This is a genomic window from Streptomyces sp. NPDC048600 (genome assembly GCF_055587025.1).
The window spans coordinates 1-17,416 of the sequence record NZ_JBVJGZ010000009.1 but is presented as its reverse complement, the minus strand read 5'-3'; the positions used below and the strand labels follow the sequence as shown (position 1 = coordinate 17,416).

The 17,416-nt window shown below is 70.8% G+C and carries 16 protein-coding genes and 2 pseudogenes; 10 read left to right on the top strand and 8 right to left on the bottom strand.

The annotated features are described in order from the left end of the window. The first annotated feature begins 153 nt into the window (after nt 1–153). From ACZ6SQ_RS14635 to ACZ6SQ_RS14625, 3 genes are all read left to right on the top strand, one after another. Entirely contained in the window at nt 154–993 is an 840-nt protein-coding gene (locus ACZ6SQ_RS14635) for a carbohydrate ABC transporter permease (RefSeq protein ID WP_469561652.1), read from the top strand. Then, complete coding sequence (locus ACZ6SQ_RS14630) at nt 993–1,826, top strand: carbohydrate ABC transporter permease (protein ID WP_469561055.1); 834 nt, start codon at nt 993–995, stop codon at nt 1,824–1,826. Before ACZ6SQ_RS14635 ends, ACZ6SQ_RS14630 begins: the two co-directional genes overlap by 1 nt. A 90-nt stretch (nt 1,827–1,916) precedes the next feature. Continuing rightward, the gene (locus ACZ6SQ_RS14625) at nt 1,917–3,104 is read left to right on the top strand and encodes an ABC transporter ATP-binding protein (protein WP_469561052.1); all 1,188 of its coding nucleotides are present in this window, start codon (nt 1,917–1,919) and stop codon (nt 3,102–3,104) included. Nucleotides 3,105–3,189: 85 nt separating this feature from the next. Here the strand turns inward: ACZ6SQ_RS14625 and ACZ6SQ_RS14620 are convergent, their stop codons facing one another. Continuing rightward, nucleotides 3,190–4,305 carry an AI-2E family transporter gene (locus ACZ6SQ_RS14620; protein WP_469561049.1) on the bottom strand — a complete coding sequence of 372 codons (1,116 nt, stop codon included), beginning with the start codon at nt 4,303–4,305 and terminating at the stop codon, nt 3,190–3,192. A gap of 152 nt (nt 4,306–4,457) precedes the next feature. Between ACZ6SQ_RS14620 and ACZ6SQ_RS14615 the strand changes: the two genes are divergently transcribed. The 5 genes from ACZ6SQ_RS14615 to ACZ6SQ_RS14595 all read left to right on the top strand — a co-directional run bounded on the left by ACZ6SQ_RS14615 (nt 4,458) and on the right by ACZ6SQ_RS14595 (nt 8,303). Then, nucleotides 4,458–5,057, top strand: coding sequence for a TetR/AcrR family transcriptional regulator (locus ACZ6SQ_RS14615; protein ID WP_469561045.1), 600 nt, complete (start codon nt 4,458–4,460; stop codon nt 5,055–5,057). Between the two features lie 76 nt (nt 5,058–5,133). Continuing rightward, the gene (locus tag ACZ6SQ_RS14610; protein ID WP_469561042.1) at nt 5,134–6,360 is read left to right on the top strand and encodes an acyl-CoA dehydrogenase family protein; all 1,227 of its coding nucleotides are present in this window, start codon (nt 5,134–5,136) and stop codon (nt 6,358–6,360) included. Further along, the gene (locus ACZ6SQ_RS14605; RefSeq protein WP_469561039.1) at nt 6,357–6,569 is read left to right on the top strand and encodes a hypothetical protein; all 213 of its coding nucleotides are present in this window, start codon (nt 6,357–6,359) and stop codon (nt 6,567–6,569) included. Before ACZ6SQ_RS14610 ends, ACZ6SQ_RS14605 begins: the two co-directional genes overlap by 4 nt. Next, a complete protein-coding gene (locus tag ACZ6SQ_RS14600) occupies nt 6,566–7,636 on the top strand; it encodes a phosphotransferase family protein (RefSeq protein ID WP_469561036.1) in 1,071 nt (356 codons plus the stop codon). Before ACZ6SQ_RS14605 ends, ACZ6SQ_RS14600 begins: the two co-directional genes overlap by 4 nt. A gap of 22 nt (nt 7,637–7,658) precedes the next feature. Continuing rightward, complete coding sequence (locus tag ACZ6SQ_RS14595; RefSeq protein ID WP_469561033.1) at nt 7,659–8,303, top strand: histidine phosphatase family protein; 645 nt, start codon at nt 7,659–7,661, stop codon at nt 8,301–8,303. Nucleotides 8,304–8,334: 31 nt separating this feature from the next. Here ACZ6SQ_RS14595 and ACZ6SQ_RS14590 read toward each other — a convergent pair whose 3' ends face one another. The 4 genes from ACZ6SQ_RS14590 to ACZ6SQ_RS14575 all read right to left on the bottom strand — a co-directional run bounded on the left by ACZ6SQ_RS14590 (nt 8,335) and on the right by ACZ6SQ_RS14575 (nt 12,858). Beyond that, complete coding sequence (locus ACZ6SQ_RS14590) at nt 8,335–8,922, bottom strand: TetR/AcrR family transcriptional regulator (RefSeq protein ID WP_469561029.1); 588 nt, start codon at nt 8,920–8,922, stop codon at nt 8,335–8,337. A gap of 332 nt (nt 8,923–9,254) precedes the next feature. Continuing rightward, nucleotides 9,255–10,853, bottom strand: coding sequence for a succinic semialdehyde dehydrogenase (locus tag ACZ6SQ_RS14585; protein WP_469561027.1), 1,599 nt, complete (start codon nt 10,851–10,853; stop codon nt 9,255–9,257). Between the two features lie 29 nt (nt 10,854–10,882). Next, a complete protein-coding gene (locus tag ACZ6SQ_RS14580) occupies nt 10,883–11,803 on the bottom strand; it encodes an acetoacetate decarboxylase family protein (protein ID WP_469561024.1) in 921 nt (306 codons plus the stop codon). 485 nt (nt 11,804–12,288) lie between these two features. Further along, nucleotides 12,289–12,858 (bottom strand): TetR/AcrR family transcriptional regulator, encoded by a 570-nt coding sequence (locus ACZ6SQ_RS14575; RefSeq protein WP_469561022.1) that lies wholly within the window; start codon nt 12,856–12,858, stop codon nt 12,289–12,291. A gap of 150 nt (nt 12,859–13,008) precedes the next feature. Here ACZ6SQ_RS14575 and ACZ6SQ_RS14570 point away from each other — a divergent pair, with 150 nt between their 5' ends. After that, nucleotides 13,009–15,294 carry an MMPL family transporter gene (locus tag ACZ6SQ_RS14570; RefSeq protein ID WP_469561018.1) on the top strand — a complete coding sequence of 762 codons (2,286 nt, stop codon included), beginning with the start codon at nt 13,009–13,011 and terminating at the stop codon, nt 15,292–15,294. 148 nt (nt 15,295–15,442) lie between these two features. On the opposite strand, the pseudogene ACZ6SQ_RS14565 reads toward ACZ6SQ_RS14570, so the two are convergent. The 3 genes and pseudogenes from ACZ6SQ_RS14565 to ACZ6SQ_RS14555 all read right to left on the bottom strand — a co-directional run. Then, nucleotides 15,443–15,699 (bottom strand): annotated as a pseudogene (locus ACZ6SQ_RS14565) (DUF6510 family protein); the annotation flags it as partial. 104 nt (nt 15,700–15,803) lie between these two features. After that, nucleotides 15,804–15,971 carry a hypothetical protein gene (locus tag ACZ6SQ_RS14560; protein WP_469561015.1) on the bottom strand — a complete coding sequence of 56 codons (168 nt, stop codon included), beginning with the start codon at nt 15,969–15,971 and terminating at the stop codon, nt 15,804–15,806. A gap of 487 nt (nt 15,972–16,458) precedes the next feature. Then, nucleotides 16,459–16,761: pseudogene (locus ACZ6SQ_RS14555) on the bottom strand (alcohol dehydrogenase catalytic domain-containing protein); the annotation flags it as partial. A 216-nt stretch (nt 16,762–16,977) separates the two neighbouring features. Between ACZ6SQ_RS14555 and ACZ6SQ_RS14550 the strand changes: the two are divergent. Next, the gene (locus tag ACZ6SQ_RS14550) at nt 16,978–17,259 is read left to right on the top strand and encodes a hypothetical protein (RefSeq protein ID WP_469561012.1); all 282 of its coding nucleotides are present in this window, start codon (nt 16,978–16,980) and stop codon (nt 17,257–17,259) included. Nucleotides 17,260–17,416: the final 157 nt, after the last annotated feature.

The following is a 17,416-nucleotide window of genomic DNA, read 5'->3' as shown; positions in this document are numbered from 1 at the left end:
GCTTCTCCGGCCGCGGCGCCCTCACCGGAGTGGTGCCGGATGAGTGAGCAGACTCGGTCCGGCGCGAGCCGGCCGCCCGCCGAGGAACAGACGGACCGTGAACGGGCGGCGGCCCTGTCGGCCGGAGCCCGCCAGGAGCGGCGGCTCGGCTGGATGCTGTGCGCGCCCGCCGTCGTCGTCATGGTCGCCGTGACCGCCTACCCCATCTGCTACGCCGTCTATCTGTCACTGCAGCGCTACGACCTGCGGTTTCCGGGGCAGGCGAAGTTCATCGGGCTGAGCAACTACGGGGCCGTGCTGTCGTCCCCGTACTGGTGGGACGCGTTCTGGGTGACCGTGTTCATCACCGCGGTCTCCGTGACCGTCGAACTCGTCCTCGGTATGGCACTCGCCCTGGTGATGCACCGGACGATCTTCGCGCGCGGTCTCGTCCGCACCTCCGTGCTGATTCCGTACGGCATCGTCACCGTGGTCGCCGCGTTCTCCTGGCAGTACGCCTGGACCCCTCAACTCGGCTACCTGGCAGCCCTGTTGCCCGAAGGCAGCGCCCCGCTGACCGAGCACTGGTCGGCGCTGTGGCTGATCATCCTCGCCGAGGTGTGGAAGACGACGCCCTTCATGGCGCTGCTGCTGCTCGCCGGTCTCGCACTGGTCCCCGAGGAGACCCTGCGGGCCGCCATGGTCGACGGGGCCACCCCCTGGCAGCGGTTCACCAAGGTCATGCTGCCCCTGATGAAGCCGGCCATCCTGGTGGCCCTCCTGTTCCGCACGCTCGACGCGTTCCGGATCTTCGACAACATCTACATCCTCACCGCGGGGGCGCACGACACCGGCTCCGTGTCGATCCTCGGCTACGACAACCTGTTCACCGCGCTGAACCTGGGTATCGGCTCGACCGTCTCGGTGCTGATCTTCATCTGCGTCGCGATCATCGCCTTCACCTTCGTCAGACTGTTCGGCGCGGCCGCTCCCGGCGCGGAGGTGAAACGCTGATGGCCACAGTCGGCAAGACCCACGCCGCCCGATGGACCGTGGTGAACATCGTGGTGGTGCTGTACGCCCTGTTCCCGGTGTGGTGGATCGCCGCGCTGTCGTTCAAGGATCCCAGCACCCTCACCGACGGCAATTACATCCCGACGGACTGGACCTGGGAGAACTACCAGGGCATCTTCCGCACCAGCGAGTTCACCCGCGCGCTGATCAACTCGATCGGCATCGCCCTGATCGCCACGGTCATCGCCGTCGTGCTGGGGACCATGGCGGCGTACGCGGTGGCCAGACTGAGGTTCCCCGGCAAACGGCTCCTCATCGGCATGTCCCTGTTGATCGCGATGTTCCCGCCGATCTCGCTGGTGTCCCCGCTGTTCAACATCGAGCGGATCCTGGGCATCTTCGACACCTGGATCGGCCTGATCATCCCGTACATGACGTTCTCGCTGCCGCTGGCCATCTACACCCTGTCGGCGTTCTTCCGGGAGATCCCCTGGGACCTGGAGAAGGCCGCGAAGGTCGACGGGGCCACTCCTGCGCAGGCGTTCCGACTGGTCATCGTGCCGCTGGCGGCGCCCGGCGTGTTCACCACGGCCATCCTCGTGTTCATCTTCTGCTGGAACGACTTCCTGTTCGCGATCTCGCTGACCTCCACGGAGGCGGCACGCACCGTGCCGGCCGCCATCGCGTTCTTCACCGGCAGTTCGCAGTTCGAGCAGCCCACGGGATCGATCGCCGCCGCGGCGATGGTGATCACCATCCCGATCATCGTTTTCGTTCTGTTCTTCCAGCGGCGGATCGTCGCCGGACTGACCTCCGGAGCGGTCAAGGGGTGACCGTCACCCGGCCGGCGCACCCGCCACCCGTCCGGCACACCGTCCCCGCAGCCCGCACCTGGAAGCCATGAAGGCAAGGAGGCACCACCCATGGCCGAGATCGTCCTCGAGGGCGTCACCAAGCGTTTTCCCGACGGGTCGCTCGCTGTCGAGGGCGTGGACCTCTCCATCGCCGACGGCGAGTTCGTCATCCTCGTCGGCCCGTCCGGATGCGGAAAGTCCACCACCCTCAATATGATCGCGGGCCTGGAGGACATCACCTCGGGCACCCTGCGCATCGGCGACCGGGTCGTGAACGATCTGTCCCCCAAGGACCGTGACGTGGCCATGGTGTTCCAGAGCTACGCCCTCTACCCGCATCTGACCGTCCGCGAGAACATGGGCTTCCCGCTGCGGCTGGCCAAGGTGGACAAGGCGACGATCAACAACAAGGTCGAGGAAGCCGCCCGCGTCCTGGACCTGACCGACTTCCTCGACCGCAGGCCGGCCGCCCTGTCCGGCGGGCAGCGCCAGCGTGTGGCCATGGGGCGGGCCATCGTCCGCGACCCCAAGGTCTTCCTGATGGACGAGCCGCTGTCCAACCTCGACGCCAAGCTGCGCGTCCAGATGCGCACCCAGATCTCCCGGCTGCAACGCCGCCTGGGCACCACGACGGTGTACGTCACGCACGACCAGACCGAGGCCATGACACTCGGCGACCGGGTCGTGGTCATGCGGCTCGGCGTGGTCCAGCAGATCGGCACGCCCGCCCAGCTGTACGACCAGCCGCGCAACCTGTTCGTCGCGGGCTTCATCGGCTCCCCGGCGATGAACTTCCTCAACGCCACTATGGAGGGGGACGTGCTGCGCTCGGCCCTCGGCGACCTGCCGCTCGACGGCGCCACCCGTCAAGCGCTCGAACGGCAGAACGCGCCCCGCGAGGTCATCGTCGGACTCCGCCCCGAGGCGTTCGAGGACGCGGCCCTGGCCCACGACGGGCAGGGACCCGCCGTCACCGTCACGGTCGAGGTGCTGGAGTCCCTGGGCTCGGACGTGTACGTGTACTTCACCGAGGAGGGCGGTCCGGCACGCACCGCCGAGCTCGACGAACTCGCCACCGACTCGGGCCGCAGCGACACCGGTGCGGGTGCCGCCCAGCAGGTGGTGGCCCGCCTCGATCCCGCCACCCGTGCCCGCGAGGGCCAGAGCCTGGAACTGCGGATCGACATGGGCAAGGCGCACGTGTTCGACCCGTCGACCGGCACCAACCTGACGCATCCGGAACAGCAGGACCGCTGAAACGCCTCAGCCGCCGAACCCGGCGCCCACCTGGGCGCCGGCCGTCGACACCGTCGGCGCCCCTCGAACCCGAAGCCGACAGAGCCTAGGACGGAACGGACGCGCCGAGGGCCGGATCGCCGTCGCCCGGTTCCGCCGGCGCCTCGGTGAGCTGCTCGCGCACGTAGTTCCACACCACCGCGATCAGGGCCGCGACGGGGACGGCGAGCAGGCTGCCCACGATGCCGGCCAGGTTGCCGCCCAGGGTCACCGCCAGCAGGATCACCGCGGCGTGCAGGCCGAGCCCGCGGCTCTGGATCATGGGCTGGAACACGTTCCCCTCGAGCTGCTGCACCACCAGGATGATGGCCAGCACGAGCAGCGCGTCGGTCAGGCCGTTGGAGACCAGCGCGATGAGCACCGCGACGAAGCCGGCGAACATCGCGCCCACGATCGGCACGAACGCGGTGACGAACGTCAGCACCGCCAGCGGCAGCACCAGGGGCACGTCCAGGACCCACAGACCGAGGCCGATGAGCACGGCGTCGATCAGCCCGACCGCGGCCTGGCACCGCACGAACGAGCCCAGGGTGTCCCAGACTCGCGCGGTCACCGTGGGGATGTCGGTGGCGAGCCGGCCGGGCAGCTGGCGGGCGAGCCAGGGCAGGAACCGCGGCCCGTCCTTGAGGAAGAAGAACATCAGGAAGAGTGCCAGCAGGGCGGTGACCACGCCGTTGACGACAGTGCTCACCCCCGTCGCGACCGCGCTGACCGCGCTGCCGAGCCCGTCCTGGGCACGGTCGACCGCGCTGTCGAAGGCCTGGTCGATCTGGGCGTCCTCGATGTTCAGCGGCGGCCCGGCGGCCCACTCCCGCAGTTTCTGGACACCCTCGACCACACCGTCGGTGAGCTCGCCGGACTGCGAAGCCATCGGAATGGCGATCAGCGCCACAACCCCGGCGGCGACGAGCAGGGACACGACGGTCACCAGCGACGCGGCCAGGGCCGGTTTCCACCCCCGAGAGCGCAGGAAACGCGTCGGAGGCCAGGTCAGCGTGGTGAGCAGCAGACCGAGGACGAGCGGCCACACCACCGACCACATCCGGTCGAGCAGCCAGAGAGCCACCGCGAGCATCACGAGTATCAACAGCAACTCGGCACAGACCCGGGCCGACGTGCGCAACGCGGCATGGGTTTTCGTGGAACTCAACCTCGTGGACATGAGGTTCACCCTATGGCGTGCGCGGGCTTCCGCTGCCTGCGCGGTCGCCGCGGCTCCAGGGCGGCGGCTGCCGAAGGTACTGCGGCACTGTGCGCCACCGCCACCGGCCTCAATCTTGTCGAGCAATGCTCAACAAGCTATCGTCGGCGACCATGACCGTGAAGACCGCGTCGGCACGTGTGCGGCTGAAGCCGGAGGAGCGCCGGACGCAGCTGATCAACATCGGGCTGCGCCTGCTCACCACCCGCCCCATCCATGACATGTCCATCGACGAGGTGGCCGCCGAGGCAGGTATCTCCCGTGGCCTGCTCTTTCACTACTTCCCGACCAAGCGGGACTACTACGTCGCCGTGGTCGAGGCGGGCGGGCGACGGCTGCTGACGCATGCCAAGGCGCCGGACGAGGGAACGCCCACGGAGCGGGTGCGCGGGATCGTCGACGGGTTCGTGTCCTTCGTGCAGCGCCGCAAGGGCAACTACGTGGCCGTGGTGCGGGCGGCGGCGGGCGGTGACGAACGCGTGCTGGAGGTCTTCGAGAACAACCGGGGGACCCTCACGGACCGCGTGCTGGAAGCCGCCGGGGTCCCGGACCCCACCCCGCTGCACCGACTCGCCGTGCGCGGCTGGCTGGCCATGGCGGAGGAGATGGCCATCAGCGCCACCGGCGAGGTGATTGCCAAGGACGACCTGGTCGACCTGCTCGTCAGCAGTCTGGAGCGGGTCGTGGAGCAGTTCGCCGTCGGCCGCCGCTGACATCGACCGGGCCGGCGCGCCCGGTCCGTACACATGCCTCGACTACTGAGCGATGCTCGACAGGAAGGGACGGCACATGGACTTCGGACACTCGCCCAGGGCACGCGAATACATCGAGCGCGTCAGCGCCTTCATGACGTCGGAGGTCGAGCCGCGTGAGGCGGAGTACCTGACCGCCCTCCGGGCGCAGGAGGACCCCTGGGCGTCCATCCCCTCGGTGATCGACGAGCTGAAGGCCAAGGCGAGGGCGGCCGGCCTGTGGAACCTGTTCCTCCCCGACACCACCTACGGCGCCGGTCTCACCAACACGGAGTACGCGCCGCTGGCCGAACTCATGGGCCGCTCGCTCATCGCACCCGAGATCTTCAACTGCAACGCGCCCGACACCGGCAACGCGGAGGTCCTGCTGCACTACGGCAGCGACGATCAGCGCCGCCGCTGGATGGAGCCGCTGCTGCGCGGTGAGATCCGTTCGTCGTTCTGTATGACGGAGCCGGAGGTGGCGTCCTCGGACGCGGCCAACATGGCCGCCACCGCCGTCGTCGACGGCGACGCGGTCGTCCTCGACGGCCGTAAATGGTGGAGCACCGGGATCGGGCACCCGGACTGCCGGTTCGTCGTCTTCATGGGACTGACCGACCCCGAGGCCCCTCGCCACGCACGCCACTCCATGGTGCTGGTGCCGCTCGACACCCCGGGCGTCCGGGTCGAGCGGATGCTGCCGGTCTACGGCTACCTCGACGAGCCCTACGGCCACGGGGAGGTGTCGTTCCGCGAGGTCCGCCTCCCGCTGGACGCGGTGATCGCCGGGCCGGGCCGTGGCTTCGAGATCGCCCAGGGCAGGCTCGGGCCCGGCCGTATCCACCACTGCATGCGGCTGATCGGTCTGGCCGAGCACGCCCTGGAACTGGCATGCCGACGTGCGGTGTCGCGTACGGCCTTCGGGAAGCCGCTCGCCGATCTGGGAGGCAACCGCGAGCGCATCGCGAAGGCGAGGATCGCGATCGATCAGGCGCGCCTTCAGGTGCTGCACGCCGCCTGGCTGCTGGACACCGCCGGTGCCGCCGGCGCCATCAGTGAGCTGTCCCAGGTCAAGGCGGCCGTCCCGGCGATGGCCTGTGAGGTGATCGACATGGCGATCCAGCTGCACGGCGGCGCGGGTCTGTCCGACGACTTCCCGCTCGCCGGAGCCATGGCCGCCGCCCGTGCGCTGCGCCTGGCCGACGGCCCCGACGAGGTGCACCTCGGCGTCGTGGCCCGGGCCGAACTCGGCCGCCACCGCACCCGGGAGACGGCGGGATGAGCCGGCGTGTCCCGATCGCCGGCGGGGCCACCGGGCCGGGCCCGGCTCCTGCCGACCGGTACGCGGCCACGGGAGACCGGGTCCTGGTCGCGGACCGCAGCGAAACAGCCCGACTGCCCGGCGACGAGGTCTCGTTCGTCCGCCTGGACGTGCGCGTGCACAACGACCGGCAGCGGGTTCTGCGACCGGTGACGGAGGTGACCCGATGAGCGACACGAACCAGGGCGCGGTGCGCGCCGAGGACGCCTTCGACGTCGAGCGGGTGCACGCCTGGCTGACGAGGCAGTTGGACGGACTGGACGGTCCCGCCCCTGAGATCGTCCAGTTCACCGGGGGTGCCTCGAACCTCACCTATCTGCTGCGCTACGAGTCCCTCGGCAGGGAACTGATCCTGCGCCGCCCGCCGGCCGGCAAGAAGGCGTCCTCCGCCCATGACATGGCCCGCGAGTACCGCGTGCAGCAGGCGCTGAAGCCCGCCTTTCCCTACGTTCCGACCGTGCGGGCCCTGTGCCAGGACCCGTCGGTCATCGGCGGTGACTTCTATGTGATGGACAAGGTCCCGGGACTCATTCTCCGGGGCCGGCTCCCGGCGGGCATGACCCTGCCACCGGCGCGGGCCCGTGCTCTGTCGGAGGCCTTCGTCGACACCCTCACCGATCTGCACGGCGTCGACCCCGCCGCCGCGGGACTCGCCGATCTCGGCAAGGGAGCCGGCTACGTCCGGCGCCAGGTCGAGGGCTGGACCCGCCGCTACGCCCAGGCGCGGACCTGGAACACACCCAGCTTCCGCCGCGTCACGTCCTGGCTCGCCGACCGTCAGCCCGACGACATCGCCATCGGTGTCATCCACAACGACTGGCGCCTGGACAACCTGGTCCTCGACGAGACGGACCTGACCGTCACCGGCGTCCTGGACTGGGAGATGGCCACCGTCGGCGATCCGCTGATGGACCTCGGCAGTGCGCTGGCGTACTGGGTGCAGGCCGACGACGACCGCATGGCCCGCTCCACACGCCGTCAGCCCAGCCATCTCCCCGGCATGCTCACCCGCGCCGAGATCGTCGAACGGTACTGCGACCGGACGGGGCTGCCCGCCCACGACTGGCCCTTCTACGAGACCTTCGGCCTGTTCCGGCTCGCCGTGATCGCCCAGCAGATCTACTACCGCTACCACCACGGGCAGACCCGCAACCCGGCCTTCCGCCACCTCTGGCTGGCCGTCAACTACCTCGACCACCGCTGCCGTTCGGTCATCCGCCGCAGCGCCGGAAGCTGAGAGCAAGGACAGGACCGCCACCATGCCCCTCATCTGTCTCGTCCGCCACGGCCAGGCATCCGCCGACGCGCAGGACTACGACGTCCTCTCCGAGCTCGGGCACGCCCAGGCCACAGCCGTCGGCCACGAGCTCGCCCGCCGGGGCCTGCGCGATCCGCATGTCGTCTCGGGCACGCTCACCCGTCAGCGGGACACGGCCCGCCTGCTCGCGGACGCGGCCGGATTCGGACGGCCGCAGCAGGAGGACGCGCGCTGGAACGAGTACGACCATCTCGCGCTGATCGACCGCTACGCGCCGCCCCGGGTTTCCGCATCGGTGCAGGACCTCATCGACCATGCGCTGACGGCCTGGATGAACGATTCGGGTACGGCCGACGCTCAGACGTGGAGCGCCTTCGCGGGCGGCGCGGCCGCCGCGCTGGCCGAGCTGCCCGGCGTACTGGACCGAGGGCGTGACGCCGTCGTCGTCACCTCGGGCGGTGTGCTCGCCGCGCTGTGCGGCACGCAGCTGTCGCTGCCCTGCGAAGGGGTCGTCGCGCTCAACCGGGTGGCCGTCAACGCCGCCGTCACCACGTTCGTCGCGGGGGCGTCGGGGACCTCGCTTCTGACGTTCAACGAGCACGCCCACTTCGCCGGCGACCGGCGGCACATGCTCACCTACCGCTGAACCGGACGGCCGCCCGCACGTCCCGCGCCGCCTAGGACAGCGCGGGCGACACGCTGAACAGAGCGTGCACGGAGGTGTGTACCTGGGCGTCGACGACCTCGGGGGTGGAGCTGTCCAGCTTGCCGTCGAGGTGCAGGAACGCCAGGCCGTGGACGAGGGCCCAGACGGTGGTCGACAGCGCGCTCACGTCACCCGCGCCCGGGAACGCGGCGCGGACGATGCCCTGCACGTACTCGGTGATCACGGCCGTCGCGGCGACCCGCTCCTCACTGGCCGGGTCACAGGGCTCGGCGAACATGGCCCGGAACATCGCCGGGTGGTCGAGCGCGAACCGCACGTAGGCGGCGGCGACCGCGGCCAGGTCGTCGGGGGTCGACGGTGCGGGGTGGGCCGCCGCCAGCTGCCCGGCGAGCTCGCGGTAACCCTCGGCGGCCACCGCGGAGACGAGTGCGTCGCGGTCCTCGTAGTGCCGGTACGGGGCCGTCGCCGACACACCGGCCCGGCGGGCGACGGCACGCATGGACAGCGCGGCACTGCCGTCCTCCTCCAGCAGCTCCCGCGCGGCCCGCAGACAGGCGGCGCGCAGATCGCCGTGATGGTACGTACGGACTTGCGACACAGGCCACACTCCCCTATGTATACGCTGCCTACATCACACCTCTAATGTGGGCGGTGTATACATCGTAAGTGATGGAAAGGGAAGAGGGAACCGGCATGCCCGGCGACCCGTTCGCCCCCCTGCTCCATCGCTCCGAGCGGCGCAACCAGCGGAAGGCCCGCGCTCCTACCGTGCCTGCCTCTCCGGCGAATGCGGCACCGCGGGCCGGTGAACCCGCCCCCGTGGCGCCGCTGTCGGCACGCAGCACGAAGAGGGCGAGCCCGTCGTGCGGACGGGTCGCCCTCTCTTCGTGGTGCGACCGGGTACGGATCACGGCCGTACGGCGGTCGCCGTCAGCGCATCCCGACCGCCTTCATGACCTTCAGCGCGCCGCTCAGGAGGCCGGCCCAGGCGTCGGGGGAGATGCGGGCCGGCGGGTAGAAGCCCTGGAGGCGCTGGTGGGCGACGGTCTGCGGCTCCGTGTACTTGAGGATGCCTTCGGCGCCGTGGCGGCGGCCGAGGCCCGAGTCGCCCATGCCGCCCATCGGCGCGTCGACGCTTCCCCACGCGGCGGCGAAGGCCTCGTTGACATTCACCGTGCCCGCGTGCACCCGGGCCGCCACGGCCCGGCCCCGCGCCCCGTTGCGGGTCCAGACGCTGCCGTTGAGGCCGTACGGCGTGGCGTTGGCCAGGGCGATCGCCTCGTCGACGTCACGGAAGGCGTAGACGGAGACGACGGGCCCGAAGGTCTCGTGGTCGTGCAGCGTCATGTCGGGGGTGACGTCGGTGAGGACGGTCGGCTCGTAGAACAGCGGTCCGAGGTCCGGCCGTGCCCGGCCGCCGGCGAGGACGGTGGCGCCCTTGGCGACGGCGTCGTCGACGTGTTCGGTGACGGTCTTCAGCTGGGAGGGCGTGGTGAGGCTGCCGACGTCGACGCCGAAGTCGTACGCGGCGCCGATCCTGAGCGCCTTGGCTCGGGCGACGAACGCGGCGACGAACCTGTCGCGGACGGACTCGGCGACGTACAGGCGCTCGATGGAGACGCAGAGCTGGCCCGCGGAGGGGAAGCAGGCGTTGACGGCACCTTCGGCGGCCTTGTCGATGTCGGCGTCGTCGAGGACGATCATGGCGTTCTTGCCGCCGAGTTCGAGCGAGGCGCCGATGAGGCGCCGCCCGGCGTCGCTCGCGATCTGGCGTCCGGTGGCGGTGGAGCCGGTGAACATCATGTAGTCGGCGTTGTCCATGAGAGCGCCGCCGATGGAGCTGCCACGGCCGACGACCATCTGCCACACATCGGCCGGGAGGCCCGCCTCGTACATCAGGTCCATGGACCACAGCGCGGTCAGCGCGGTCTGTGTGTCGGGCTTCTGGACGACGGCGTTGCCCGCCATCAGTGCCGCGATGGCGTCGCTGGCGGCCATGCTGAGCGGGTAGTTCCACGGCGAGACGACGGTCACCACGCCCTTCGGGTGGCGCAGTTCCGTGGTGTGGGTGAGCAGCGGGATCGCCCCGCGGCGGCGCTTGGGCTCGAGGTACTTGGCGGCGTTGCGGGCGTAGTAGCGCGAGACGATGCCGATGTCGACGACCTCGAGGAAGGCGTCGCGGCGGGTCTTGCCGTTCTCCGCCTGCATCAGGTCCAGCGCCTCCTCCTGACGGGCCAGGACGAGATCGTGGTAGCGCAGCAGGATCCTCTTGCGCTCGGCGATCGGGGTGGCCGCCCAGGCCTTCTGCGCGGTCCGCGCCCGGGCGAACGCGGCCTCGACGTCGTCGGGGGCGGAGACGGGGAAGTCGGCCAGGGGGACACCCGTGTACGGGGCCCTGGTGGTGACCCGCGCGGCGTCCGGCGCGGCCGAGACCTGCGAGGTCAGCCGCTCGAGCAGGGCCGGGGTGATGGAGGCGGGCAGGCCCGGGCCGCGGGTGGCAGCGGGGCGGATGGCGTGGTCGGCGACCATGGCAAGGGCTCCTTGCTACTTGTTCCTCGCTACTTGTCCCGGCTCGGGACCGAGGTGGGGACGGGCATGTGCAGGGCGACCTGGCCCCGGGTCATCACGTCGAACTGGACGGTCCGCCTCGGCCTGAGGGAGCGCAGGTCGTCCGCCATGCGGCCCTCACCCACCTCCAGGGTGACGCCACGGGTCGCGCGCGTCGCACCGGCGCTGAGCACATTGGTCTGGCTCAGCGTGGAGTGCCACGCCCCGTCGATAGTCGTGTACGAGGTGAGCGAGCTGACGCGCTCGCCGGTGCGGTGCGTGGCCTGCTTCGGCGTGTCGGCCAGCAGGGAGAGGTCGGTGCCGCCGGCGTCGTTGGCCACGCGCGCGGTCGTCCGGAGGTCGTCGATGCCGACGTCGAGGCCGGTGACCCACTTGGGGAAGCCGTAGCCGTCGTGGCCGCGGACCTGGGCGATCTCCGTGCTCACCGGCAGGGACAGCACATAGGAGTCGAGGTGCTCGTTCTTGAGCCCGGCGACGAGGTCGAAGAACCCGAGCTTCCCGTGCCGCGCGGGCCTGACGGCGATACCGACCGCGGCCTCGGTGTAGAAGTCGATGTCGCACACGTCGTAGCGGAAGAACATGACCGAGACCAGTCCGAGGCCGGGTGCGATCTCGAGCGGCGAGAGCTCCCGGGGAAGCCGGGCGCGGATCGCGCGGGACGGCGCGAGCATCGTGAGCCGGGCGGTGGAGACGCTGTAGTAGAAGTTCGGGGTCAGCGTCGGGCCGATGGCGGAGTCGACCCGGATCTTGGGCAGTTGCCGGAAGAAGTCCACGCCGCTGACGCGCGGGTCGCGGGCGATCGCGTCGAGGTCGGGGTCCATGCGGTACGTGTCGTAGAGGCCGCCCTTGGGGACCGTGACCGCGCGGCCGCCCAGATCGACCTTGACGGAGTCCTTGTGCGTCGGAGGCATGGAGGGGCCCTCACTTTCATGTAGGCGGTGTATATATGACTGTAGGGTCGAATGTAAGCACCGTCAACACTGAGGTGTGCGGATGCCCTGGACAGGCTTCGGGCGCGGCGGACGTCCGGGCCCACCGCGACGCGAACGCCGTCGGCCGGCCCGGACCGCTGTGGTGGTGCCGGGATCCCGTGGGGTGTCAGCCGCGGGGAGTCGTGCTCAGGCCCGTGCAGCGCGCCGCCGTCTCCGGCAGCCGGGGGGGCACCCGCCTCCAGGGGCGGTGTGAGGACCGTGTCGTGTGACCGCTCACGATGCGGTCCGACGCCGAGCACTCCCCGGGGGAACTCGTGGAGCGCTGTCGCGCCAGGCCGTGGGTGCCCGGTGAGCGCCGCCGGCGCGGCGGTCGGCGTTCGTTGAGGGCCGGGCGCCGCTTGATGTGACGGCGACTCGGCGCCGTGGTTACCAGGAGTCCGTGCCGGGTGGTCTGCGGGGCCGGATCAGCCCGGCTGCAAGGTGGCGGCCGCGGCGCGGATGAAGGTCATGGCCCGCTCGAGGTCCCCCGGCTCCGACCGGTGCGTCAGCTCGCCGATCACGCTCGCCACCGTGGCCGCCATGATGCGCGGCGCCAGGTCGTCCGGGCGCCAGCCCTGCTCCTCGGCGATGAGCCGGGCGCCGTCCTGGACGACGTCGGTGAGCCGCTCCCGGCAGAGCCCCTTCAGATGAGGGTTGGACTCGAGCATCCGGTCGTAGGGGCCGTCGAACTTGCTCTGGGAATCGCCCTGTTCGCGCAGCCACTGCTCGACGGTGTCGATGATGCCCTGCCCCGCGGGCCGGTCGTGCAGCGCCGCGGCCAGCTCGTCGACGAACGCGTTGAAGTGCTCCATCGCGAGTTCGAGCTTGGTGGGGAAGTACAGCGTGACCGTACGCGGTGAGACCTCGGCCGCCTCGGCGATGTCGGCGATGCTCGTGGCGTCGAAGCCCCGCTCGGCGAACAACTCGTAGGCCGCGGTGAGGATCGCTTCCCTGCGCCGCGCCTTGCCGCGCTCCCTGAGGCTGTCACCGACCATGCCGAAACCTTACCACCGGCAGCTAATTTACAGTCGACTGCAAAAATGCCGTATGTTGTAAAGAGTGGTGGAGGCGTACCGCTCTGGCCCTCCACCACGCATCGGCTTCGGCTTCCCTCGATCAGGGCTCGACCGGTAAGGAATGCAACGATGGCCTCACGCCTGTACACCTGGGCGCGCTGGATGGTTCGCCACCGCCGCTGGGTGATAGCGACCTGGGTACTCCTGCTGGCCGTGGTCGGCGGCCTCGGGGCGACCCTGCACGGAAAGACCTCCACGGAGTTCACGGTCCCGGGCGTGGAGTCCCAGAAGGCGCAGGACCTTCTGGAGGAGAGGTTCCCTCCGGCCGCCGGCGGTGTTGTACGCATCGTGGTCGCCGCACCCGAGGGGAAGACGGTCACCGACCCGCCGCAGCGCGAGGCGCTCGACGGCGTCCTGCGCGAGGCGGCGAAGGTTGAGGGCGTCGTCGACGTCTCCCGGCCGACGTCGACCGGCGCCCTCTCCGCCGACGGGACCATCGCCTACTCCGACGTCCGCTTCACCGCGGAGGCCTCCGAGGTGCCGGAGGCGGCCAAGGAGGAACTGGCCGACGCGGTCGAGCCCCTGCGCGACGCCGGGATGCGGGTCGAGCTGGGCGGATCGGCCATGCTTCCGCAGACCGAGGCGGGCGGACCGGCCGAACTCGTCGGTGTCGTCATCGCCTTCCTGGTCCTCGCCGTCGCCCTCGGCTCCCTCGTCGCGGCCGGACTGCCGCTGCTGACCGCACTCCTGGGCGTCGCCGTCGGCGTGCTCGGCACGATGTTCGTCTCCGGCTTCGTGGAGATGACGGGCACCGCGACCGTGCTGGCACTGATGATCGGCCTGGCCGTCGGCATCGACTACGCGCTCTTCGTCATCTCCCGGCACCGCGAGCAGCTCGCCGACCCCGGTACCGACTGGGAGGAGTCCATCGCGCGGGCCACGGCCACGGCCGGCGGCGCGGTCGTCTTCGCCGGAGCCACCGTCGTCATCGCGCTGGCCGCACTCGCCATCACCGGCATCCCGTTCCTCACGATCATGGGGCTCGCCGGTGCCGTGACCGTACTGATCGCCGTCCTGGTCGCCATCAGCCTGCTTCCGGCCGTACTCGGCGTGTTCGGCGAGCGGATGCGCCCGCGCGGGGGCCGGAAGGACAAGCGCAAGGACAACCGCGAGGACAAGCGCGAGGACAACCGCGAGGACAAGCGCGAGGCCCGCGCCGCCGGCTCCTGGGGCCTCGCCTGGGCGCGCACGGTCACCCGCGCGCCGGCCGTCGTCCTGCTCGCCGGTGTCCTGGGCCTGCTGGCACTGGCCCTGCCCGCCCGTGACCTGCGCCTCGGCCTGCCCAGCTACGCCTCCCAGCCCGAGGCCACCACCCAGCACAAGAGCTACGACCTGCTCACCGAGGGCTTCGGGCCGGGCTTCAACGCCACCCTCATCACCGTCGTGGACACCGAGCACATCCCGCAGGAGAAGCGGGAGGCCACCGTGACACGGCTGCGCGGCGAACTGGCCGCGGACAAGGACGTCGCCGCCGTCTCGCCCCCGGTCCTCAACCCCTCCGGCGGTATCGCGGTGATGTCCGTCGTGCCGAGGTCGAGCCCCGACGCACAGGCCACCACCGACCTGGTCCACCGCATGCGCGACCTGGCACCCACGGTCACCGCCACCGGCGGATCCCTCTACGTCACCGGCCAGACGGCCATGGCCATCGACGTGGCCGGCAAACTCGGCGACGCACTGCCCCTGTTCATCGGTGTCATCGTCGTCCTGGCGCTGATCCTGCTGGCCATCGCCTTCCGGTCGGTGCTGGTTCCGCTCAAGGCGGCACTGGGCTTCCTGCTCTCGGTCGGCGCGAGCCTGGGCGCCTCGGTCTGGGTCTTCCAGCAGGGCCACCTGAACGGCCCGCTCGACGTGGCCGCCGCCGGCCCGGTCACCAGCTTCCTCCCGGTCCTGCTCACCGGAGTGCTCTTCGGACTCGCCATGGACTACGAGGTGTTCCTCGTCAGCCGCATGCGCGAGCACTACGAGCACAGCAAGGACCCGGCCGAGGCCATCGCCCAGGGTGTCGCCCGCAGCGCACGCGTCGTCGTGGCCGCCGCACTGATCATGGTCGCCGTCTTCGGCGGATTCATCTTCAACGACGACCCGATCATCAAGTCCATCGGCTTCGCGCTCGCCTTCGGCGTGTTCATCGACGCCTTCGTCGTCCGCATGACGCTCGTGCCCGCAGCCATGGCCCTGCTCGGGCGACGCGCCTGGAGCATGCCGCGATGGCTCGGCCGCCTGCTGCCGGACGTGGACATCGAAGGCGCTCGCCTTCCGGCCGCGACCCTCGCCGGTCCCACCACGGACGAGGACGCGGACACCGCTGCCGCGAAGGGCGGATCGGACGACAGGACGGCCGTCCGGGTCTGACGCCTGCGGGCGTCGCGCGGCGAGGCACCGCTCAGGCCCGCATCCGGTCCGGGCGGTGCCTCGTCCTGTGGCCCGCGTGCCTTCCCGACCGGTGGGCGGGAGCGGGAGTCGCACACGTAGGGAGATTTGGGGCCGCTGCCGGGAGGGTGAAGCGGAAGGCGCCTGCTCCGCCGCCCAGTTGGAGCCAGAGGTGCCGCGGCTGTGTGACGACGCGCAGGGCGATGTCCGCGCAGCCGGGGCAGCGCGCGGTCAGGCCCGGCTCGGGGCCGTAGACATGCAGTTGGGCGACGGCCGACGGCAGACGGGGCAGCGGCGCCAGGCGGTGGTCGGATCCAGCGAGAAGACCTCACCCAGCGGGCCGGCCAGGGCGTTGCCGTCGAGGTGCAGAGGAGAATGCTCGCTCATCGGATCTGTACTTCGTGGACAGGGGCGGTCGTCGGTGAAGCAGGAACCCCAGCGGGCGACCGCTGGAACCCCCCGCCCCTAGGCGGGGGAGGAAGTCAACCGCCTCATTCCTCCCGCTGGAACTCGGCCTCCGCCCGCCCCTCGTCGAGGTCGGCCTGGGCATGGGCGTACAGGTCGTGCACGAACGTACGGGCGGCCTCGGGCGAGATGCCCTCACCGAGCCCGAGCAGGCGGGACGTCCAGGCGTCTAGCGGATCGGTCGATTCAGTCATGAGGACTCCCCAGGGTGCACCGGCCACCGGCGCGGAAAGTGGACATCCGGGGCCGCGCCTCGTGGCCGGCGGGGGACGGTCGGCGACGGATCAGCGGGCCGTGGTGTCCGGGCCGCCCCAGATCTCCGCGACCGGCGCGGTGATGCGAAGCGCTCGCGAGAGCGGCACCACGGTTCCCTTTCTCCACCTCATGATCCGCGCCCAGGGCCCAGCCGCAACCGGGACGTGCTCGACCTGCGGGGCATGCGCCACCACACATGATTCCCCGGGACGGCGAGCCGGGAGCGGGCCTCCGCGATCCGCGGGCGGCCCGGGCCTCCCGGCGGGAGCCGCCATCGGTCCCGGGGCTCAGGGACGCGGTGTCCCGGACCCGAGGAGCTGAGGGTGCGAGCCGGGGGAGTGGGGACGGGCTGGGAGCGGGCGGCACTCGCGAAGGGGCCGCCCGGCCCGGGGAGTCAGTCGTTCACGAGGAGGATCTTGCCGACGTGGGGACGGCGACCTTCTGCGCGTAGCCGCCTCCTGTGAGCAGCGCGCAGACCGCGTCGCCCACCTGCCAGCCTGTCACGCCCTCACCGAGGGCGCTGATACGGCCGGAGACCTCCAGCCCCGGGTACGGCGATCAGCCGGGCGCCAGCGGATACAGTCCCCATCGCTGCATGACGTCCGCCCGGTTCAGGGCGCCGGCCACCACGTCGACGACCACTTCCCCCGGGGCGGGAGCCGGGTCCTCGACGTCGAGCCACCGAAGGACCTCGGGACCACCGTGTCCCGTGATCGATACAGCCTTCATGGCACTCCGTTCATACGGCCGAGTGAAGGGCTCTCCCTTTCGAGGCAAACATGGCGGCCCATGCTTGGCAGAGGCGCGGTACCGGCTGCTCAGGGGGGCGCCGGTCGGGGCCGCGGCTGCGAGGAGCCGAGATCCGGGGCAAGGGCCGGATCCGGAGGGGGGAGTGCCCGATGTGTGCAGTGATTACATCAGGAACATTACGCAGGGAAGTAAGCGGTGTCAACATCGGGTGGTGGCTGGACTGCGGCGGCCGCGGCCTACCTGCCCGAGCTGTTCAGGACCCGCCACCGCTGCACCCGCTTCGGCATGGGCTACAGCCTCGGCGGCGGCGCACCCCTCCTGCTTGCCCCGCCCCTCGCCGAGTGCTACGGCGGTATGGGAGTCGCGTGGTACCTGTCGGCACTCGGCGTCATGAGCACCCTGTGCCTGCTCCTGAAGGAGACGTGCGGCGTGACGATCGACGAAGTCGAGGCACCGTCAGAAGCGCGGCCCGCCTGAACCATCCACCAGCGCGGGGGGGGGGGGGGGGGGGGGGGGGGGGTAGGGGGGGGGGGGGGTGGGGGGGGGGGGGGGGCGGGGGGGGGGGGGGGGCAGGGGGGGGGCGGGGGGGGGGGGGGAGGGCGGTGGCCGTCGGCGCCGGCAGCGACGAACCGCC

Bases quoted from the DNA above. Each gene is read 5' to 3' on its own strand.
- ACZ6SQ_RS14635 (WP_469561652.1), top strand. From the start codon at position 154: ATGCTGTGCGCGCCCGCCGTCGTCGTCATGGTCGCCGTGACCGCCTAC.
- ACZ6SQ_RS14630 (WP_469561055.1), top strand. From the start codon at position 993: ATGGCCACAGTCGGCAAGACCCACGCCGCCCGATGGACCGTGGTGAAC.
- ACZ6SQ_RS14625 (WP_469561052.1), top strand. From the start codon at position 1,917: ATGGCCGAGATCGTCCTCGAGGGCGTCACCAAGCGTTTTCCCGACGGG.
- ACZ6SQ_RS14620 (WP_469561049.1), bottom strand. From the start codon at position 4,305: ATGTCCACGAGGTTGAGTTCCACGAAAACCCATGCCGCGTTGCGCACG.
- ACZ6SQ_RS14615 (WP_469561045.1), top strand. From the start codon at position 4,458: ATGACCGTGAAGACCGCGTCGGCACGTGTGCGGCTGAAGCCGGAGGAG.
- ACZ6SQ_RS14610 (WP_469561042.1), top strand. From the start codon at position 5,134: ATGGACTTCGGACACTCGCCCAGGGCACGCGAATACATCGAGCGCGTC.
- ACZ6SQ_RS14605 (WP_469561039.1), top strand. From the start codon at position 6,357: ATGAGCCGGCGTGTCCCGATCGCCGGCGGGGCCACCGGGCCGGGCCCG.
- ACZ6SQ_RS14600 (WP_469561036.1), top strand. From the start codon at position 6,566: ATGAGCGACACGAACCAGGGCGCGGTGCGCGCCGAGGACGCCTTCGAC.
- ACZ6SQ_RS14595 (WP_469561033.1), top strand. From the start codon at position 7,659: ATGCCCCTCATCTGTCTCGTCCGCCACGGCCAGGCATCCGCCGACGCG.
- ACZ6SQ_RS14585 (WP_469561027.1), bottom strand. From the start codon at position 10,853: ATGGTCGCCGACCACGCCATCCGCCCCGCTGCCACCCGCGGCCCGGGC.
- ACZ6SQ_RS14580 (WP_469561024.1), bottom strand. From the start codon at position 11,803: ATGCCTCCGACGCACAAGGACTCCGTCAAGGTCGATCTGGGCGGCCGC.
- ACZ6SQ_RS14575 (WP_469561022.1), bottom strand. From the start codon at position 12,858: ATGGTCGGTGACAGCCTCAGGGAGCGCGGCAAGGCGCGGCGCAGGGAA.
- ACZ6SQ_RS14570 (WP_469561018.1), top strand. From the start codon at position 13,009: ATGGCCTCACGCCTGTACACCTGGGCGCGCTGGATGGTTCGCCACCGC.
- ACZ6SQ_RS14560 (WP_469561015.1), bottom strand. From the start codon at position 15,971: ATGACTGAATCGACCGATCCGCTAGACGCCTGGACGTCCCGCCTGCTC.